Raw genomic sequence first — 16,370 nt, forward strand, 5'->3', positions numbered from 1 at the left:
CGGCCCACTGCACTTGAACATTCGGAAATAGGCGCTCGCCTATATCAAGCCGGGAAGCGGGTTTCTACACTGCAACGCTTTCCAGGCTCTTCCGGCCGATGCTTTAACGATATCCCCATGTTCAAGAATTCCTTTCCGCGAATCGTCGCGGCAACTCTCTTTGCTGTCCTTTTTCCCGCCAGCCAAGCCTTTGCAATGGGCATCCAGCCTGAAACGTCGGTCGTGCTTGTGCACGAAGGTGCCGGCGAAGGCACGATCGGCATCAAGAACACGGGTGACGAACCCGTGCTGCTGATCTCCACCATTGAACACATCGCCGAAGACCAGGATGATTGGGTCACGGTGTCTCCCCCCGCTGCCGTGCTGGCTCCCGGCAAGACGCAGCTGGTGCGATTCCTGCTCACCCACGACAAGCCGCTGGACTCGCAGCGCATGAAGCGCGCCATATTCGAAGGCATTCCGCAAACCGGCGAACAAAGCAATAAGCTGCGCCTGACCATTCGGCAGGATCTGCCGCTGATCGCGCTGCCCAAGAAGGTCGCGAACGACAATGCCCCCTGGCGTTCACTGCTGTGGACCACGGAAGACGGCAAGCTGACCGTGCGCAACCCCAGCCCCTACGTCGTGCGCATGGATCAACGCGTCCACGCGCAGCCGTCGAATCAAGCGCTGACCCTGCCCAAGACCTACATTTTGCCCGGTGAAACGCTACAGCTGGTTGGCGCGGAGGCCCCCCTGCAAGTTGGGCAGACAAGCGTTCGCCTGTACCCCGCCACCGTCTACGGCTATCAAGTTTCGTCGTTCGACGCGCCCATCAAGAACTGACGGCATCACGGCCCCCCTCGACGGGGCATCAACACGCTTGGCCATGCTCGCAAGCCCCTGCACCCAGGGCCTTGCGAGCGTTGTGCGCCAGGTCAACTCATGGCTTTCATGTTCTGCAACCGCTTACGCAATGCTCGCGGTGGCGCCGTCGTCGCCGCGAGCCTACTGCTGTGCCTGCCTTGGGCTGCCATCGCGCAGCCCGGGGCTACCGGGTTCGACCTTGAAACCCTCAAAAGCCGCGGCTTGAATCCGGCCATCGCATCGCACTTCAAGAACGGGCCGCAATTTCTGCCTGGTCAGCACACCGTGCACCTGAACGTCAACGGCCGGCACGTCGGCCGCACTCTGGCCACCTTCGACGCCAGCGGCAAACTCTGCCTGACTCCGGAATTACTGACCTTGGCCGAGTTGAAGTCGCCCGCAGCACAAGACGGTCAGTCACAGGCCTGCCCGGACGCATTTCTTCAGGCTTGGCCCACCACCACTATCGCGCTACAGCCCGAACGGTTGGCGGTGGACATCGTCGCGCCACCGGGCGCCGTGAACAGAACAGCCACCGCTACAACGTATCAATCGGGTGGCCGCGCAGCCATCCTGAACTACGACGTGCTTTCCAGCCAGACGCGCCATATCGGTGGAAAGTCGAATTATCTGCAGGCTTATACCGAACTGGGCCTGAATGCGAACGATTGGATTCTGCGTAGCAACAGCACCTACTCTGCCATCGGCGGAAAGTCGACGTGGAACCACGTCGATGCTTACGCTCAGCGCACATTGCCGACCTGGCGCACCACCTTTCAAGCGGGGCAAATCAATCTGCATGGCGCGCTGTTTTCCGGCGTTCCGGTTACCGGAATGCAGCTGTTTCCCGAAACCGCCTTGCAAGACAGCAAGCACGAAGGCCCGCCTATCAGCGGCATCGCCCACACGCAGGCACGCGTCGAGGTATGGCAGAACGGCGTTCCGCTCGCCTCCGCCATCGTGCCCCCCGGCCCCTTCACCATGACCGATGTGCTGCCCCGGTCATTGACACAAGACCTCAAGGTTGTCATCCACGAAACTTCGGGCGAAGAGCGCGTGTTCTACGTGCCGGCGGCTGCGTTGCAGGTCGACCGCGTCGGCGCGGCCGCCGGATTCACCGGCGGCTTCGGCATGCTGCGCAAAATGGGTGGGGTAGGTGACGAGTCCATGCCGGTCGCGGCGGCGGAGTACGGCATCGCGTTGAGCAGGCGCGCCAACGTCGCGGCCGGATTATTGCTGACCCAGAACTATCGCTCGCTGGGCGCCCGCTCGGATCTGGTCCTGCCCGGCAGCATCCAGACCGGCGTACAAAGCACCTTCTCGCAAAACTCGCGCACCGGGCGCAGCGGCGCGCAGCACATCGCATCCGTCTCGGCTCAATTGCTGCCAGGCGTGTCGTCGAACTTATCCCTATTGCGGCGCACCGACGGCTACAGCGAAGTGCTGGATCACGCCCGCAGCCGCTCGCGGCACGGTCCGTCGGACGACAGGCAGTGGTATCCCCATTTTCGCGAGGACCGCATCAAACAGCAGATCAGCGCGGGGTTGGCCTGGGGGGGATCCGCGCTGGGGGGCTTCAGCATGAATGTCAGCGAATCCCAGAGCGTGCGCGGCAATTCATCACGACGCGGCATTTTCAGCTGGGGCAAGAGCTTCGACCGGGCCAGCCTGTCGCTGTCATTCGAACGCGACATGGGTTCCAGTTACCGCAATCAGGGCAACCTTATGTATTTGAACCTGAGCTTGCCTTTAGGCAAGCAAAGCGTCAGCGCGTCGATGCAGACACAGGACACCGGCACAAGCTACGGCGTCAATACCAGCGCCCCCATCAATGAGCGCAGCAACTACACCCTGTCGGCCAACTCCGGTTCGCACGGCCAGGCCAGCTATTCCGGCTCGCTCGGCGTCAATTCAGCCTATACCCAGCTGAACTTGGCTGCCAGCAGCTTCACGGGCGGATACAGCCATTCCGCTCGCGTGCGGGGCGGTCTGGTCGGACATGCTCAAGGCTTGAGCTTTTCGCCCTATCGGGTGCAGGACACGTTCGCCATCGCATCGGTGGGCGGCCTGTCCGGCGTGCGCCTGAGCACGCCGGCGGGTAGTGTATGGACGGACCCCTGGGGCCGCGCCGTCATCCCGTCGCTGCCTGCGTACCGTCACGGCCAGATCCAGGTCGCCACGACGTCGCTGGCGCGCAACGTAGACCTGATCAATGGTCGCTACAGCCTGGATCCGTCGCGCGGCTCGGTATCGAAGGTGGACTTTTCGGTGGTTACCGTGCGCCGCGCCTTGGTGACCGCCTCCTTTCCGGATGGCGCGCCGGTGCCCAAGGGCGCGGCCGTGCTGGACGCCAACGGCGTGTTCATCACGCTGGTGGGCAGCGGTGGCCAGATATTCCTTCCCGACATGCTGGCCGGCGCCACGCCGTTCAGCGTAGCGCCATCGGAAGCGGCGCCATGCACACTTGAATTCGACATCGCCGATACGCCGGACCTGAACGCGTTGTACGAACGCGCCCAAGCGACGTGTACCCCTTAGACGCGCCTGAACCTATTGAGAAAGAACGCCATGACTATCGCAACCTTTCGCCTTGTGCGATGGTGCCGGCCCGCACTGGCGATGGCCGCGCTGCTGCCGGCCGCCGCCTGGACCACGTCGGCGGCGCAAACGTCGCCTTCCCCGCCCCCGATGCGGACAACTGCCATGGCCCCGGTAACGGGTTGCATGGTGTCATTCGGCCAAACCACCGTGGACTACGGCAGCTTCACGGCCGGACAACTGACGCTGGACGGCAAGCGGCGCTATCAGCTCGAGCCACGCTTAGTGCCGTTGACGATCAGTTGCCCATCCGCCCGCCCTATTGCTCTGCGACTGAACGCCCCCGCAGGCCAGACCGGCGCCGCGAAGTTCGCGGCAAATGGTGCTTTGCACGTCGTGCTGAGCCACGTTCGGGTCGACGGCGACGAAATCCGAGTCGTCAACCCGGACACGCCCCATGGCGCCCAACCACAGATCAGCATGCGGCCCGGCGACACCGTAATGCTGGAGCATGCCCGATCCGGACGTAGCCTTACCGCTCAGATCGCGCTGAACCCGGAAGTGGACGATGCCGACGTCCGCGTCGCCGATCAGACGGAATGGTCGACGACCTTGCAGTTTGAATTGGTGGATAGGTAGCCGCTTGTGGCCGCTCGCCCGCCGCGTCGGTGAGCTCGGGGCCGACGGGTGGATCTCACAAGAGCCCGCACAGCTTGAACAAGCCGTTGTCCGTCGCCACGCCCAGCTTGCGATAGGCGGTGCCTTTTTGTGCACTGATGGTTTTGGGGCTGCGCCCGAACTTGGTGGCAATATCGGAAATTGACATGCCCGCAAGCAGGCACCGAATGACTTCGCGCTCGCGGCCAGACAGGGATGCGCCATCGAGCACGCTGCTTGTCGATGCCGGCAAGGCCGAATCGTCCGCCGGTGTATCGGTAGCCGTGGGTTCGACTTGCTCGGTGCTTGCGCCAGACAGCAGGTAGGTCATCTGGGGATCGCAGTAGGTGCCGCCGGCGGCCACCTTGCGCACCGCCAGCACAATTTCGTCTTCGCGCCCGCCCTTGCCCACAAAGCCGTGCGCGCCGGATCGCAAGGCCAACGCCACTGTGGCCGGATCGTAAAGCGCGGAGAACACCAGAATGCGCGCGTTGGGAAACTTGATGCGCAACGTCCTGATCAGCGAAATGCCGTCGACCTCGGCCGGGCCTAACGAATAGTCGATCAACAGCACGTCGACGGACTGGCCCCCAAGTGTCCGGATCATGTCCCGGCTGGTCTCGAATTCACCAATGACAACAATGTCTCGGTTCTGCGACAGATAGGCAGACATGCCGGCCCGCACTACCGGATGGTCATCCAGGATTGCGATGCGCAATGGATGATAGTTGAAGGCTGACAATATGGAATTCCCAGTTAGAGCCAAGATTTTCCACTGGTTTTCGTTGAAGGGAAAACTCAACGTGGACAAATAGTAACGCAGCCGTTTGCGCAGCCGTAGCGAAGATTAGGCGGGCGCCTATATACCAAAAGTCATCCGTTTCCTAGAGTGGTCCCTTTGTCCCACCAGAAACTGGATAGTCATGAATCACTCGGCACGCCCCCTGCCCGCTCTGCGTTACCTCCTGGCCGCAAGTTTTTTGATCGCCGCATCCGCGCAAGCTGCTCCTACCGCTGATTTGAAGGTCATCGGCCGCATCACTCCCCCGTCCTGCGATCTGTCGCTTGACGGCGGAGGCACCCTCAATTTTGGTGAGCACGCATTCAATTCACTGGCGTACGACGGCACCAAACTGGAGCCCAAGACGATCGGGCTGAACATCAAGTGCACGGGCATGACGCGTGTCGGCCTGCACGTGGTAGACAACCGTGCCAGCAGCAAAGTTCTGAAAAGCTCGCTGAACGTCAATGCGTGGGGATCGATCAATTCCACCATCACCGACGCTTTCATCTTCGGCCTGGGCTCCGTTGCGGGCCCCGACAACACGCAGATTCCCATCGGCGGCTACATGTTCGGCTTCAAGGAAGGCGACGTCCAAGCCGGCGGCAACAAAGCCACCGTCCTCTACAGCGCGGACAAACGCACGTGGTCTTCCGAAGCCATCTTGCGGCAGTTCATCAGCCCCAATTTCACCTATTCGTTCTTCCTGGGTTCGCCGGGCGCCAACGCCACGCCGGTGGCGGTCGAATCGGTTGCCGGCTCGCTTACCGTCACCCCGACGATCAACCGCGCCGCTGCTCTGCCTACCACCGAAGCCATCAACCTGGATGGCAGCGCCACGATCTCACTGGTCTACCTGTAAGCGTACCGCAGAGGGCGCGCTGTGGCGCGCTCTCGCAATCGCATATCCCTGAACGAGCCCAGTGTAGGACCGTACGACCTTCCAAGGTCGTACGGCGCGGCTGCATTCGTGAGAGAGCAGGATCAGGATCAGGTTGTTCTTTGCCTTCCGAGGACGGCATTTGTTGACATCAGGAACGTTCATTATGAAAAAACAACTCTTTGTCGGCGTCGCGTTGGCCACGCTGGCGGCCACGACACATGCTGCGGGCAATAGCGACCTTGCCGTGACGGGCAAACTCATGCCGCCAGCATGTAACGTCCATTTCGGCGGCAACGCCACACTGGACTTTGACACCATCGCATTCAATGCCTTGGACAAAAACGGCACGAATCTGGGCAGCAAAAACACACAACTACAGATCGATTGCGGCCGCCCCACGCGCGTCAGTGTTACCGCGATCGACAATCGAGCAGGGTCTGGAATCACGATCCAAGAAGCGCCCCAATTGAACTGGCCCTACCAAAACCCCGAGAACGGCTCCAAATATTCCTGGGGACTGGGTTTTGCGGACGAGTCCAAACAGATCAAGACGGGCGCATTGATCGCACTGATCAACCCACCGACCACTACGGTCGACGGAGCTCTTCTGACCGAAACAGGCGCGCAAAAGGTCTTGGCGCGCCCCAAAGGCAGCACCAACTGGCCGATCGTATCCTCGCACTACTCGGTAAACCTCAGCCCCGACCTTGAATACTCGTTCGGCCCGACAGGCGGCCCCGCCGCACCGATCACGAACGCTCAGTTGGCGCTGGGTATCGCCCCCATGATCGCATCGCCCTCAACGCTGCCGGCTGCCAACGAAATTCCCTTGGACGGTTCGATCACGTTCACGTTGCGCTACCTGTAGCGCTTCTGGCAACACTGACTGATACTGACCCACACTTCGTTCACGATGAAAAATCTGATCCCTCTTTGCGCCGGGTTGGCGCTGGCGGCTGTCAACGTTGCGCATGCTGGCGATCAATCCGAACTTGCCATAGGCGGCCGGTTGACGCCACCCGCATGCCATTTAGGCTTTGATGGGGCAAGCTCGATTGACTTCGGCACGTTGCCTTTTAACGGCTTGCAAGCCAACGGCACCCTGTTGAATGAACAACGGCCGCGCCTGAAAATCGTCTGCGGCGGACCGACGCGGGTCGCTTTCACGGTTCAGGAAAATCGCCCGGACACCGCCATCACGCATCACGAAGCTTCGGCGAACGACATGCCGTGGCCATACCAGCATCCGTCCAACGGCACGCCGCACGCGTGGGGGCTGGGACGTGTCGAGGATGTCCGGATCGGCGCCTTGGTTTTGCTGGTACGCCCGGAAGCCACCGTGATCGATGGCATGGCTCCTTTCCTCCAAACCTCCATGGTCCTTGCCCGGCCTGGCGGCACCTCCACGTGGCCCGTTCAATCCCGAATGGACTCCATTAATGTGAATCCCGCGGACGAATACTCCTTCGGCACCGACGCGGGAGCCGTGGCCATCACCACCGCGTCCGTTAGCCTGGCGGTAACGCCGATGTTGAACCGGACGTCGGTTTTGCCAAAGTCCCAAGAGATCCAGTTGGATGGCTCGGTGACCTTTACTTTGCGGTATCTTTGACGCCGCGCCCCTTCTTCGGACACGTCATGCAAAAGGCCCTCGACTTCATCGAAGTCGAGGGCCTTATGTATTTCGTCCCGTACCAATCAGATCGGTATAGCGGGGACGGAAATTGTTTTTCCGCCAGTGTTCTTGGCGGACAGAGGGTCACCCGGACAACTGGCCAAACACTTCGGAACTGCTGGATCTGGCCAGTTCGATAAACGAAAAGTACCCTCAAAAATACCCTAAACCGGATGTGAATCCCATTGCGGGATCCGACAGCATGCCATGCCACGTCCTCCAGCCACCGCCGGGCGATGCCATCAAATCCCCCGCGACCTGGTGCACCCGCGCTTGGCCAGCGCGCCGCGGGCGGCCCGCGCTCCGATGTGGCCACGCCCACGACCTGCCGGAGCGTATGCAGATCTGGTCAAGACCTGCGGCATCAACACTTGCTCAGAAGAAGAGCGCGAACCCGAAACCAGCCAAAAAAAGGGCGCTGCCAAAATTCCGGGGGGGGCTGGGAAAAACCTAACCTTCCTAACCATACCTAGCGAAATGGCCGGGGAGCCTTTACTCATGCGGGTGTCCGAGCATTCGAAAAACCTAACCTTTTTCTGACCAAAGCCTAACCTGGTTAGGTTTCTGTACCCTAACTTTATAAAAAACAGATATCTATATAGATCAATGACTTACAGCGAGGTTAGGTTCTAGGTTAGGTCAGGTTAGGTTTTAAACCTAACCAATATTTCCTTAGAAAATCAATACCTTAGACATTATTTTCGGGTGAGGTTAGGAAGGTTAGGTTTTTCCCAGCCCCTCCCCACATCTGCGCAGAGTTTGACCGACGGCGCAAGCGCAGAGCATTGGTGGCCGTGCTACAACCCGCAACAGACCAAGTGATCGGGAACCGGCATTCCTCGTCCTTTACTACACAATTTCTGCAGCCAAAATTTGGAGTTCACAATGTCGATAGAAGTCGTAATGGGAGACGCGGATCAGGAGTCCGATGCGGTACAGCCAGAGCAAGGGCAGGAGCACGTCGAACCCGATGAGTTCTTTGCAAAAAATGCCTTCCGAATCATCTATCAGACAAACAATTTTTTTCTGCCCCAACTCCGCGATCTTATCGACAGGGGAGAGGTGCTGAATCTACGTCCCGAGTATCAGCGCCGGCTGCGCTGGACCCCCGTTCAAAAATCGCGCCTTATTGAATCCCTGCTGCTGAACATTCCGGTCCCCCCCGTATTTCTGTATGAAAGCGAAGCAGCGCGATACGAGGTTATGGATGGACAACAACGCCTTAACGCAGTACGGGAGTTCCTGGCAGGCGAATTCGCGCTTACCGCGCTAACGGTGCTCAAACCGCTCAACGGGCTTCGCTATTCCAAGTGTCCGCCGCGCATCAAGCGGGCACTAGATCGCGCGAGCCTATCAGCGATAGTGTTGCTTTTGGAAAGTGGGCCGGATAAAAGTGCCGGCCAATTGAGCTTTACGGACATACGTCGCATCATTTTTGATCGACTGAACACCGGGGGCACCAAGCTGAATCCCCAGGAAATACGTAATGCGCTCAACCCGGGCAACTTTAACCAAGTCATCATTGATCTGACTCGATACGACCTGTTCGCCGATGTCTTTGACATTCCGCGCTACTCAGAAAGCGACCCAGGCCAGTACTACGAAAACCAGAGTCGTCAAAAAAACCAACTGTTTGCCACGATGGGAGATTGCCAGCTGATTCTCCGCTACTTCGCCCTCAAGGAAGAAGACAACATCCGTGGATCGATGAAGGCAATGTTGGATCGAGCGATGCAAGCCCAAATTTCTGCGGAAGAAGTGGAACCGTTCAAACGCGAATTTCAAGAGCGGTTCTCGTTCTTGCACGAACTGTTTGAGGGCAAGCCATTCCTGTTGCCTGCGGACGGCAAGGGTCGTACACGAGTGTCCGCAGCTATGTACGATTCATCGATGGTCGCTATAAATAATTTGTGGAATCGTCGCAGCGAAATCACGGCAGATGCGGTAGAGGTTCGTCGCCGACTCAGCGATGCGCTCGGCGCCAGTGAGCAACAAGCCATTCTTACGGGCCAAGGGAACACTGCGAAGGCCGTAAAAGAGCGTATAGCACTCATGACCAACATATTCATAAAAGGGTGATCGCGTGGTGACCCAATTTCAACTTATCGTCGAAGAGTTTACCGACGATTTAGAAGCGATAAGATTGGTCGTCAACGTCTTCAGCGAACCAGACAAGGCGCCGAAAGCCAGAGTTGCAGCCGCCAATTCAGCAACGCTCTTGTTGGCAGCCACGTTCGAAGAGTTCATTCGAGAAATGGCTCGCGAGTACGCTCGTTCAGTCGTCACAAAAGTCGATTCCGTTAGCAAATTACCAACCAAACTTATTGCCACTGCGTGGAAGCGTACGATGGACGGGCTTGCCAAAATTCGTCTAGACGCTGCCGCAGCGGCGGCGGGGGGCGAACAGGTATTCGGAACCGCGCAGGCCCGTTTTAGCGTCATTTACGAATTCTGCAAGGGAGACCTCACCCAAGACATCTATCGCGAGTTAATTCACAACGAAAACAACATGCGCCCCAGCGAGCTGAATGGTCTTTTTAGTGTGAGCGGACTATCCGATGTATGCCGAAAATTAGCCGATAAGCAGAAAATTCTGGAGCATTTTGGCGAGGTCGAACCGGGAAAGGCTCATGGGCAAGTGCTCACCAAAATGGATAGCTTCTTTGAAAGGCGTAATGGTATTGCGCACGCCCTTAATCCTGGTCAGTCAACGGGTCCCGACCAAATATTGAACGACATCATGTTTTTGGAGTGCTTCGGACACGCACTTGGCGCCACTTTAGATCTGGAAACGACAAATGCCGAAGCCGCGGTGCCGGTTTCAATGGCGCCAGTGCCGCAAGCAGTTGCCCCGCAGTCGTAGGACCGTAAGCGCAACCGTCGATATGCATCTGTAGTGCGTCGGTTTGCGTCACCTGCCGAGGCGCTCCAGCTGCCCGCAGAGGCGCCCCGACGCTGACGCATGAGGGTGACGCACGGCTGAGTCTTTTCTCGCACATTTAGCGCGCAGGCGCGGCGGGGGGAGAACTGCGCGCCAGACCTCACATCGCCCGATATACTGTATGGATGAACAGTATTTGAGAGGTGCCCCATGGACGCGTTCGACCGAAACCCTCCCGCGCCCTTGCATGCGGCCCGCATACGCGAGCTGTACGCGCGTAACCCCACGGCCGAGGCCTGTGCCCTAGCCTGGGAAATCTGGCGCCTTCAGCGCGTCATCGTGGCCCTGGACGCGGGCCTGAAGAGCGCCGGCGGCCTGCGACACCGCCAGGACATCATCGACAGTGTTGCGGAGCTTCGGCGGTATGTGGCCGATGAACCCTGCCTAAACGAGCCGTTGGCCATCAAGCCGGGGGCAAGACGCGGCGAGCGCGAATAAGGCGCGGCACGGACAAAAAAAAGCCCCGCGAGTGCGGGGCTTGGTGTTGAAGGTGACCGCCTCTAGACGCGCGGCGATCGGTCGCCCGCGCCGTCCTCGGTCTGGACGCCAACGATGTAGGGCCTGAACTTCATGACGGGCATACCAAGCCACTCATTCAACTCGGACAACCTAGCCTGGAGCGGTTCAATCTCATTGCGTGCGAACACCTGAGCGGCGGGCATCACGGCCCCAAAGCCGCCGGTGTTGCCCGGCACGATGCCCATGAGCTGCGGTGGCACGCGGTGCGCTGCAAGCACGTCATCGCGGGTGACCGCCTTGATATTCAGGAACTCGTCTTTCGCCGCCACCTCGCTGAGCGGAATGATCTGCACGCCTTCCTTCTTTCCGTTGGGAGAGTGGAGAAACAGATTGCGGAAGTTGCCCCGCCCCTTCGAATTTTTCAATGCCGTGCGGATGGAATCGACGTCTTCCTGGCTTGCGCCGTCATCGGTGAAGTACATGATGAAACCCGCGTGACTGCCGTTGTTGTAGTAGCGCCGCCGGAACAACGTGGCGCTTTCGTTCAACCATGCGCTTTGAAGCGTACTGAGGTATTCCGGCAGCCCGTAAACCTCCTGATTGATGTCGGCCTCTCGCAAATGCCAGACGCTGCCGGGTTCGAATGGATGCCCGCGCGCGCTGGGCGCTTGTTGATGGCCACCGCATGCGGATGCTCACCACGGGCGAAAACTGCGCCGCCATGGGGTTTTCGAGGTCTTACCAACTGCCAGAGAGCCAGGCGAAGGCCTTGTTCATGCTGGGCAACGCCAACCCCCCGCCGCTGGCGGAATACGCGATCAATGCGATCAGGAGGCACGCATGAGCGAAGCGAAGAAACCGCGTCAGCGCCGGCTCCTGCCGCCTGAAAAGCTCCTTGCCGGTGCGCTCTACTCATGGACGGAGATTGAGCCATTCGTCCGCGTCAGCCGCGAGACGTGGCGCATGCGCGTCAAGGATGGCACCGCGCCGCCCAAGGTTCCGACCGGAGCGCGAGGGATCAAGTACCGAGGCTTGGAGGTGCTGCGCTGGATTGATGACCCTATCGGCTACGAGGCACCACGCCCAACCGCTAACCGTCGATAGGCATCAGCGGCTCGGGACGGCCCGCCGCGAGCTTTTCCACGTAGTCGGCCCACTGCTGCATGAACGCCACACGCTCGTCCAGAAACGCCGTCCGGTTGTAGGCCCGGCCCAACGGGTCTACAACCTTGTGCGATATCTGCAGCTCCAACACGCGCTCATCGGCCTTTAGGCGTTCGCCGCGAGCGTGCGCGCAGATGCTCGGAAACCATGCGCGGTCATCTTCTTGGCGTAGCCCATACGCCGCAACGCGACGAGTATGGCCCCCTCCGATAAGGGCCGGTCCGTCTTCCGATTCGACTTAAACACCCACCCGGTATGCTCTGTCGCCGGCCGCAGCGCTTCTAAGATGCTGACGGCTTCTGTGGATAGGGGGACAAGGTGCGACTGCCAGCCAGTCCGCGTGATCTTCGTGTCTCCTTCCGCTCCGTCACGCTCGGCCGGTATCTCCCACATCGGCGCGCCCCAATTCTTGCCGGCCAGGTCGAATTCATCCCAGCGCGCCCCGCGTAACTCAGATGGCCGCTGGAACACCAGGGGCGAGAGCCGCAGGAGCGCCCGCGTCACCAGCTCGCCGCGATAGCTGTACATCTTGCGCAGCAGCTCACCAAAAGCAACAGGGTCCGTGATGGCGGCGAAATGCTGCGTTTTCGGCGTGATGACCGCACCGCGTAGTGCCTGCGTGGGGTCCGCCTGGGCTTTGTTGCGCGCCATGGCATAGCGGAACACCTCTCCGACGAAGCCGCGAAGCCTGCGTGCGGTCTCGGGAGCGCGGGCCTCGACCCGCTCAAGGATGGTCAGTATGTCGGCTGCAGTGATGCCGGCGATGGCCCGCCGGCCGATCCAGGGGAACACGTCCTTTTCCAGCTTGCCAAGCACCTCCTCGACGTAGCCGGCCGAGTTCCCCCGCGCGAGCTTTTTGGCCCACATTTCGCGGGCCATACCTTCGAAATCATCAGCCGCAGCGGCACGGATGGCGTGCTTTTCCTGTTTGCGTTCGGCCATCGGATCGGCGCCGGCGGCCAGTTGCGCGCGCGCGGCCGCGTGCTTTTCGCGGGCTGACTTCGCAGACACGTCCGGGTACACGCCCAGGGCCATCGTCCGGTCTTTGCCGGCGTGCCGGTAGTTGTAGCGCCAGTAGCGCGTACCGTCGGGTTTGACGAGGATATGCAAGCCGCCGCCGTCGGCCATCTTGTAGGGCTTTTCCCGTCCCTTGGCGGCGCGGATTGCGGTGTCTGTCGGCTTGGCGAGCGTGGCCATATCTCCCCTATGAAAAACGGGTACTTTTTTCGGGTTTTGGCCCCTGGGGGCCGCGATACCCGCGAAAGTACCCGATTTATGAGGTTGCTTCTAGTGGTGCTTACTGGGCAAACCTGGGCAAGAAAAAACCCGCACAGCTAAGGCTGGTGCGGGTTTCAAGGCATTGCTGGGCAATACCGGTACAAATCTTGGCGGACAGAGGGGGATTCGAACCCCCGATACGCTTTTGACGTATACACGCTTTCCAGGCGTGCGCCTTCAACCGCTCGGCCACCTGTCCTAATCGACATTCTTCGCGAAGCAAACAAACGCTGCGAAAATTTCGAATCCGCGATTCTAGCAGGTTTCGAAGCGGCGAGGCAAGCCTGGGAAGAAACAGGGACGCACCGCCGGCTTGCCGTGCGCGTCCCTATTCTTAATGCGCGGCCGGTGGTTCTTGTTCGCGGTAAGAGCTGATGGTGCCATCCGGCTCGGTCTCTTCAAGGCGAACCTTGAAGCCCCACAGACGCGCCAGATGCTTCATCACCTGCTCGGCATCCTCGCCCGCCAAGGGACGGCCACGGCTCTTTAAATGCCGCAGCACCAAGGAACGATCCGAGTCGCGATTAAAGCGCACCACCTGGATATCGGGCACCTGATTGTCGCGATTATGCTGCGCGGCCAACAGGCGGCGGATGTCACGATAGCCTTCGTCGTTGTGAATGGCGGCCACTTCCAGTTTCGGATTGGCCTGATGATCCGAGATGGCAAAGAAGCGGAACTCCCGGATCAGGCGCGGCGACAGGTACTGCGAAATGAACGACTCGTCCTTGAAGTTGCGCATGGCAAAGTCCAACGTTTTTTGCCAGTCGCCGCCCGCGATGTCGGGGAACCACCGGCGGTCCTCGTCGGTGGGCGCTTCGCAGATGCGGCGGATGTCCGTCATCATCGCGAACCCCAGCGCATACGGGTTGATACCGCCATAACCGCGCTCATCGAAGCCGCGCTGGCTGACCACGTTGGTATGGCTTTGCAGAAACTCCATCATGAAGCCGTCGTTGACCAGGCCTTTTTCATGCAAGCGATTCAGGATGGTGTAGTGCCAGAACGTGGCCCACCCTTCGTTCATGACCTTGGTCTGCGTCTGCGGGTAGAAGTACTGGGCGATCTTGCGCACGATACGCACCAGCTCTTTCTGCCACGGCGCCAGCTTGGGCGAGTACTTTTCAATGAAGTACAGCAGATTCTCTTCGGGCTCAGGCGGGAACACCGACGTATCCGTGCGCGTGTCCTTGTCCGTTTCCAGACGCGGCAAGGTGCGCCACAGGTCGTTGTATTGCAGCCGCGCATGTTCTTTGCGCTCGGCCTGGCGCGCGGCCTCTTCCTTTAGCGACATGGGCGCCGGGCGCTTGTAGCGGTCTACCCCGTGGTGGGACAGCGCGTGGCAGGAATCCAGCAACGCCTCGACGGCGTCGATGCCGTAGCGGTCTTCGCACGACATCACATACTTGCGCGCGAACACCAGGTAGTCCAGCACGCCATCTGCGTCGGTCCATTGCCGGAACAGGTAGTTGCCCTTGAAGAACGAGTTGTGGCCGTAGCACGCATGCGCGATCACCAGCGCCTGCATCGTCATGGAGTTTTCTTCCATGAGGTACGAGATGCAGGGGTTGGAATTGATGACGATTTCGTAAGCCAGGCCCTGCATGCCGCGCCGATAGTATTGCTCGTTGCGGATGAATTCCTTGCCGTACGACCAGTGCGGATAGCCGATGGGCAGGCCGGCCGACGCATAGGCGTCCAGCATTTGTTCCGAGGTGATCACCTCGATCTGGTTCGGATACGTGTCCAGGCCGTACTCGGCCGCGACCTTGGAAATCGCGTCGTCATAGGACTGGATCAGTTCGAACGTCCATTCGGAACCTTGGGAAATCGGCCGAGCCCCGCCGGCCGATTTCGGCTCCACGAGAGCACCCACGATGGCATTCATGCGGTTTCCTTCTTGAACAGGTCATGGAACACGGGAAAGATCTCGCCGCGATCGCAGATGCGCCGCATAACGAAATGCGGCTCCAGCTTCTGTTCATACTCGGCCCACAGGCTGCTCTTGCGAGCCTCTTGCGAGTCGGGGATTTCGATATAGGCAAAATACCGTGTCGACGGCAGCAAGTGTTCCGCCAGGAAGCGCGCGCTTTTACCCGCGTCGGCGCCAAACGAATCGCCGTCACTGGCTTGCGCCGCGTATACGTTCCAGGCCGACGGCGGATAGCGCTTTTCCAGAATTTCGCGCATCAGTTCCAATGCGGACAACACGATCGTGCCTCCGCTCTTGGGGTCATAGAAGAAGGTCTGTTCGTCGACTTCCTCGGCGTTGTCGGTGTGGCGGATGAAGACCAGGTCCACGTGTTCGTACTTGCGCGACAGGAACAGATACAGCAGCGTGAAGAAGCGCTTGGCCAGGTCTTTCTTGCCTTCGTCCATGGAACCGGACACGTCCATCAGGCAAAACATGACGGCGCGCGCCATCGGAATGGCCACGGACACGCGATTGCGGTAACGCAGATCAAGGTCATCCAGGAACGGCACACGGGCAAGGCGCTCGCGGCAGTCTTCGACATCCTGTTCCAGCGTGCGGATCTTCGCGGCGGGCGCACCGGCTGCCCGCGCATCGGCCAACGCCTTTTCGGCGTCTTCGAGATCGGCGCGGGCCTTTACGTTCAGTGAGACGCGCCGGGCCAGCGATGACTTGAGCGTACGGCTGATGCTCAACATGCTGGGCGAACCGGTCGTGGTGTAGCCCGCGCGCTGCCACTTCTTCTGGCTGACTTCACCCAACTGGTTACGCGCCAGATGCGGCAGTTCCAGATCCTCGAAGAACAGGTTCAGAAACTCGGCCCGTGACAGACTGAAGGTGAATTGGTCTACCGATTCTCCTTCGCCCGGGTCGGAACCGCCCTCGCCTTGGCCTCCTTGCGGCCGGTCGATGGTGTCGCCCTTGGCAAACTCGCGATTGCCAGGGTGCACCATCTCGCGGTCGCCGCCCGATCCGTGCCGGAAAGTTGGCTCGGAAATATCCCGAGCGGGCAGGTTGATCTCTCCGCCTTGATCCATATCCTGAATGGAGCGGTCACGGATCATCCCGTGAACCGCCTTGCGGATCTGGTCCTTGTAGCGCCGCAAAAAACGCTCGCGGTTGACGGCGCTTTTATTGCGCCCGTTAAGACGGCGATCGATCAGTGAATTCATGATT

Annotated in this window: 16 protein-coding genes, 1 tRNA gene and 1 pseudogene; 11 read left to right on the plus strand and 7 right to left on the minus strand. The window is 59.9% G+C overall.

What is annotated here, in order from left to right:
• The first annotated feature begins 117 nt into the window (after positions 1 to 117).
• The 3 genes from ACNPP0_RS20385 to ACNPP0_RS20395 all read left to right on the plus strand — a co-directional run bounded on the left by ACNPP0_RS20385 (position 118) and on the right by ACNPP0_RS20395 (position 4,023).
• Positions 118 to 825: a fimbria/pilus chaperone family protein gene (locus tag ACNPP0_RS20385; RefSeq protein ID WP_448706844.1), complete on the plus strand. Its 708-nt coding sequence runs from the start codon at positions 118 to 120 to the stop codon at positions 823 to 825.
• Between the two features lie 99 nt (positions 826 to 924).
• Entirely contained in the window at positions 925 to 3,384 is a 2,460-nt protein-coding gene (locus ACNPP0_RS20390; RefSeq protein WP_448706845.1) for a fimbria/pilus outer membrane usher protein, read from the plus strand.
• Between the two features lie 30 nt (positions 3,385 to 3,414).
• A complete protein-coding gene (locus tag ACNPP0_RS20395) occupies positions 3,415 to 4,023 on the plus strand; it encodes a DUF1120 domain-containing protein (protein WP_448706846.1) in 609 nt (202 codons plus the stop codon).
• Positions 4,024 to 4,078: 55 nt separating this feature from the next.
• Here ACNPP0_RS20395 and ACNPP0_RS20400 read toward each other — a convergent pair whose 3' ends face one another.
• Entirely contained in the window at positions 4,079 to 4,852 is a 774-nt protein-coding gene (locus ACNPP0_RS20400) for a response regulator transcription factor (RefSeq protein ID WP_332612160.1), read from the minus strand.
• Between the two features lie 112 nt (positions 4,853 to 4,964).
• Here ACNPP0_RS20400 and ACNPP0_RS20405 point away from each other — a divergent pair, with 112 nt between their 5' ends.
• The 6 genes from ACNPP0_RS20405 (at position 4,965) to ACNPP0_RS20430 (ending at position 10,759) form a co-directional block, all read left to right on the plus strand.
• Positions 4,965 to 5,684, plus strand: coding sequence for a DUF1120 domain-containing protein (locus ACNPP0_RS20405; protein WP_332612161.1), 720 nt, complete (start codon positions 4,965 to 4,967; stop codon positions 5,682 to 5,684).
• Between the two features lie 184 nt (positions 5,685 to 5,868).
• A complete protein-coding gene (locus tag ACNPP0_RS20410; RefSeq protein ID WP_332612162.1) occupies positions 5,869 to 6,573 on the plus strand; it encodes a DUF1120 domain-containing protein in 705 nt (234 codons plus the stop codon).
• Between the two features lie 45 nt (positions 6,574 to 6,618).
• Positions 6,619 to 7,317, plus strand: a complete 699-nt coding sequence (locus ACNPP0_RS20415) for a DUF1120 domain-containing protein (protein ID WP_332612163.1) — start codon at positions 6,619 to 6,621, stop codon at positions 7,315 to 7,317.
• Between the two features lie 948 nt (positions 7,318 to 8,265).
• Complete coding sequence (locus ACNPP0_RS20420) at positions 8,266 to 9,459, plus strand: DUF262 domain-containing protein (protein WP_448706847.1); 1,194 nt, start codon at positions 8,266 to 8,268, stop codon at positions 9,457 to 9,459.
• A gap of 4 nt (positions 9,460 to 9,463) precedes the next feature.
• Positions 9,464 to 10,243 (plus strand): HEPN domain-containing protein, encoded by a 780-nt coding sequence (locus tag ACNPP0_RS20425; RefSeq protein ID WP_448706848.1) that lies wholly within the window; start codon positions 9,464 to 9,466, stop codon positions 10,241 to 10,243.
• Positions 10,244 to 10,471: 228 nt separating this feature from the next.
• Positions 10,472 to 10,759 carry a hypothetical protein gene (locus tag ACNPP0_RS20430; RefSeq protein WP_448706849.1) on the plus strand — a complete coding sequence of 96 codons (288 nt, stop codon included), beginning with the start codon at positions 10,472 to 10,474 and terminating at the stop codon, positions 10,757 to 10,759.
• A 62-nt stretch (positions 10,760 to 10,821) separates the two neighbouring features.
• Here ACNPP0_RS20430 and ACNPP0_RS20435 read toward each other — a convergent pair.
• Positions 10,822 to 11,430: pseudogene (locus ACNPP0_RS20435) on the minus strand (phage portal protein); the annotation flags it as partial.
• Between ACNPP0_RS20435 and ACNPP0_RS20440 the strand changes: the two are divergent.
• Together ACNPP0_RS20440 and ACNPP0_RS20445 are read left to right on the plus strand one after the other, a co-directional pair.
• The gene (locus ACNPP0_RS20440) at positions 11,424 to 11,624 is read left to right on the plus strand and encodes a DNA cytosine methyltransferase (RefSeq protein ID WP_448706850.1); all 201 of its coding nucleotides are present in this window, start codon (positions 11,424 to 11,426) and stop codon (positions 11,622 to 11,624) included. The pseudogene ACNPP0_RS20435 and the gene ACNPP0_RS20440 overlap by 7 nt on opposite strands.
• A complete protein-coding gene (locus ACNPP0_RS20445; RefSeq protein WP_448706851.1) occupies positions 11,621 to 11,884 on the plus strand; it encodes a helix-turn-helix transcriptional regulator in 264 nt (87 codons plus the stop codon). Before ACNPP0_RS20440 ends, ACNPP0_RS20445 begins: the two co-directional genes overlap by 4 nt.
• On the opposite strand, the gene ACNPP0_RS20450 is transcribed toward ACNPP0_RS20445, so the two are convergent.
• From ACNPP0_RS20450 to ACNPP0_RS20470, 5 genes are all read right to left on the minus strand, one after another.
• Positions 11,871 to 12,032, minus strand: coding sequence for a hypothetical protein (locus tag ACNPP0_RS20450; RefSeq protein WP_448706852.1), 162 nt, complete (start codon positions 12,030 to 12,032; stop codon positions 11,871 to 11,873). The two genes, ACNPP0_RS20445 and ACNPP0_RS20450, sit on opposite strands and share 14 nt — an antisense overlap.
• A gap of 17 nt (positions 12,033 to 12,049) precedes the next feature.
• A complete protein-coding gene (locus ACNPP0_RS20455) occupies positions 12,050 to 13,141 on the minus strand; it encodes a tyrosine-type recombinase/integrase (RefSeq protein WP_448706853.1) in 1,092 nt (363 codons plus the stop codon).
• Between the two features lie 189 nt (positions 13,142 to 13,330).
• A tRNA-Ser gene (locus tag ACNPP0_RS20460) sits at positions 13,331 to 13,421 on the minus strand.
• A gap of 135 nt (positions 13,422 to 13,556) precedes the next feature.
• On the minus strand, positions 13,557 to 15,110 hold the full coding sequence (locus tag ACNPP0_RS20465; RefSeq protein ID WP_332612183.1) for a SpoVR family protein: 1,554 nt from the start codon (positions 15,108 to 15,110) through the stop codon (positions 13,557 to 13,559).
• The gene (locus tag ACNPP0_RS20470) at positions 15,107 to 16,366 is read right to left on the minus strand and encodes a YeaH/YhbH family protein (RefSeq protein WP_332612184.1); all 1,260 of its coding nucleotides are present in this window, start codon (positions 16,364 to 16,366) and stop codon (positions 15,107 to 15,109) included. Before ACNPP0_RS20470 ends, ACNPP0_RS20465 begins: the two co-directional genes overlap by 4 nt.
• Between the last annotated feature and the right edge of the window lie 4 nt (positions 16,367 to 16,370).

It is taken from the genome of Achromobacter semiaridum (assembly GCF_053543755.1).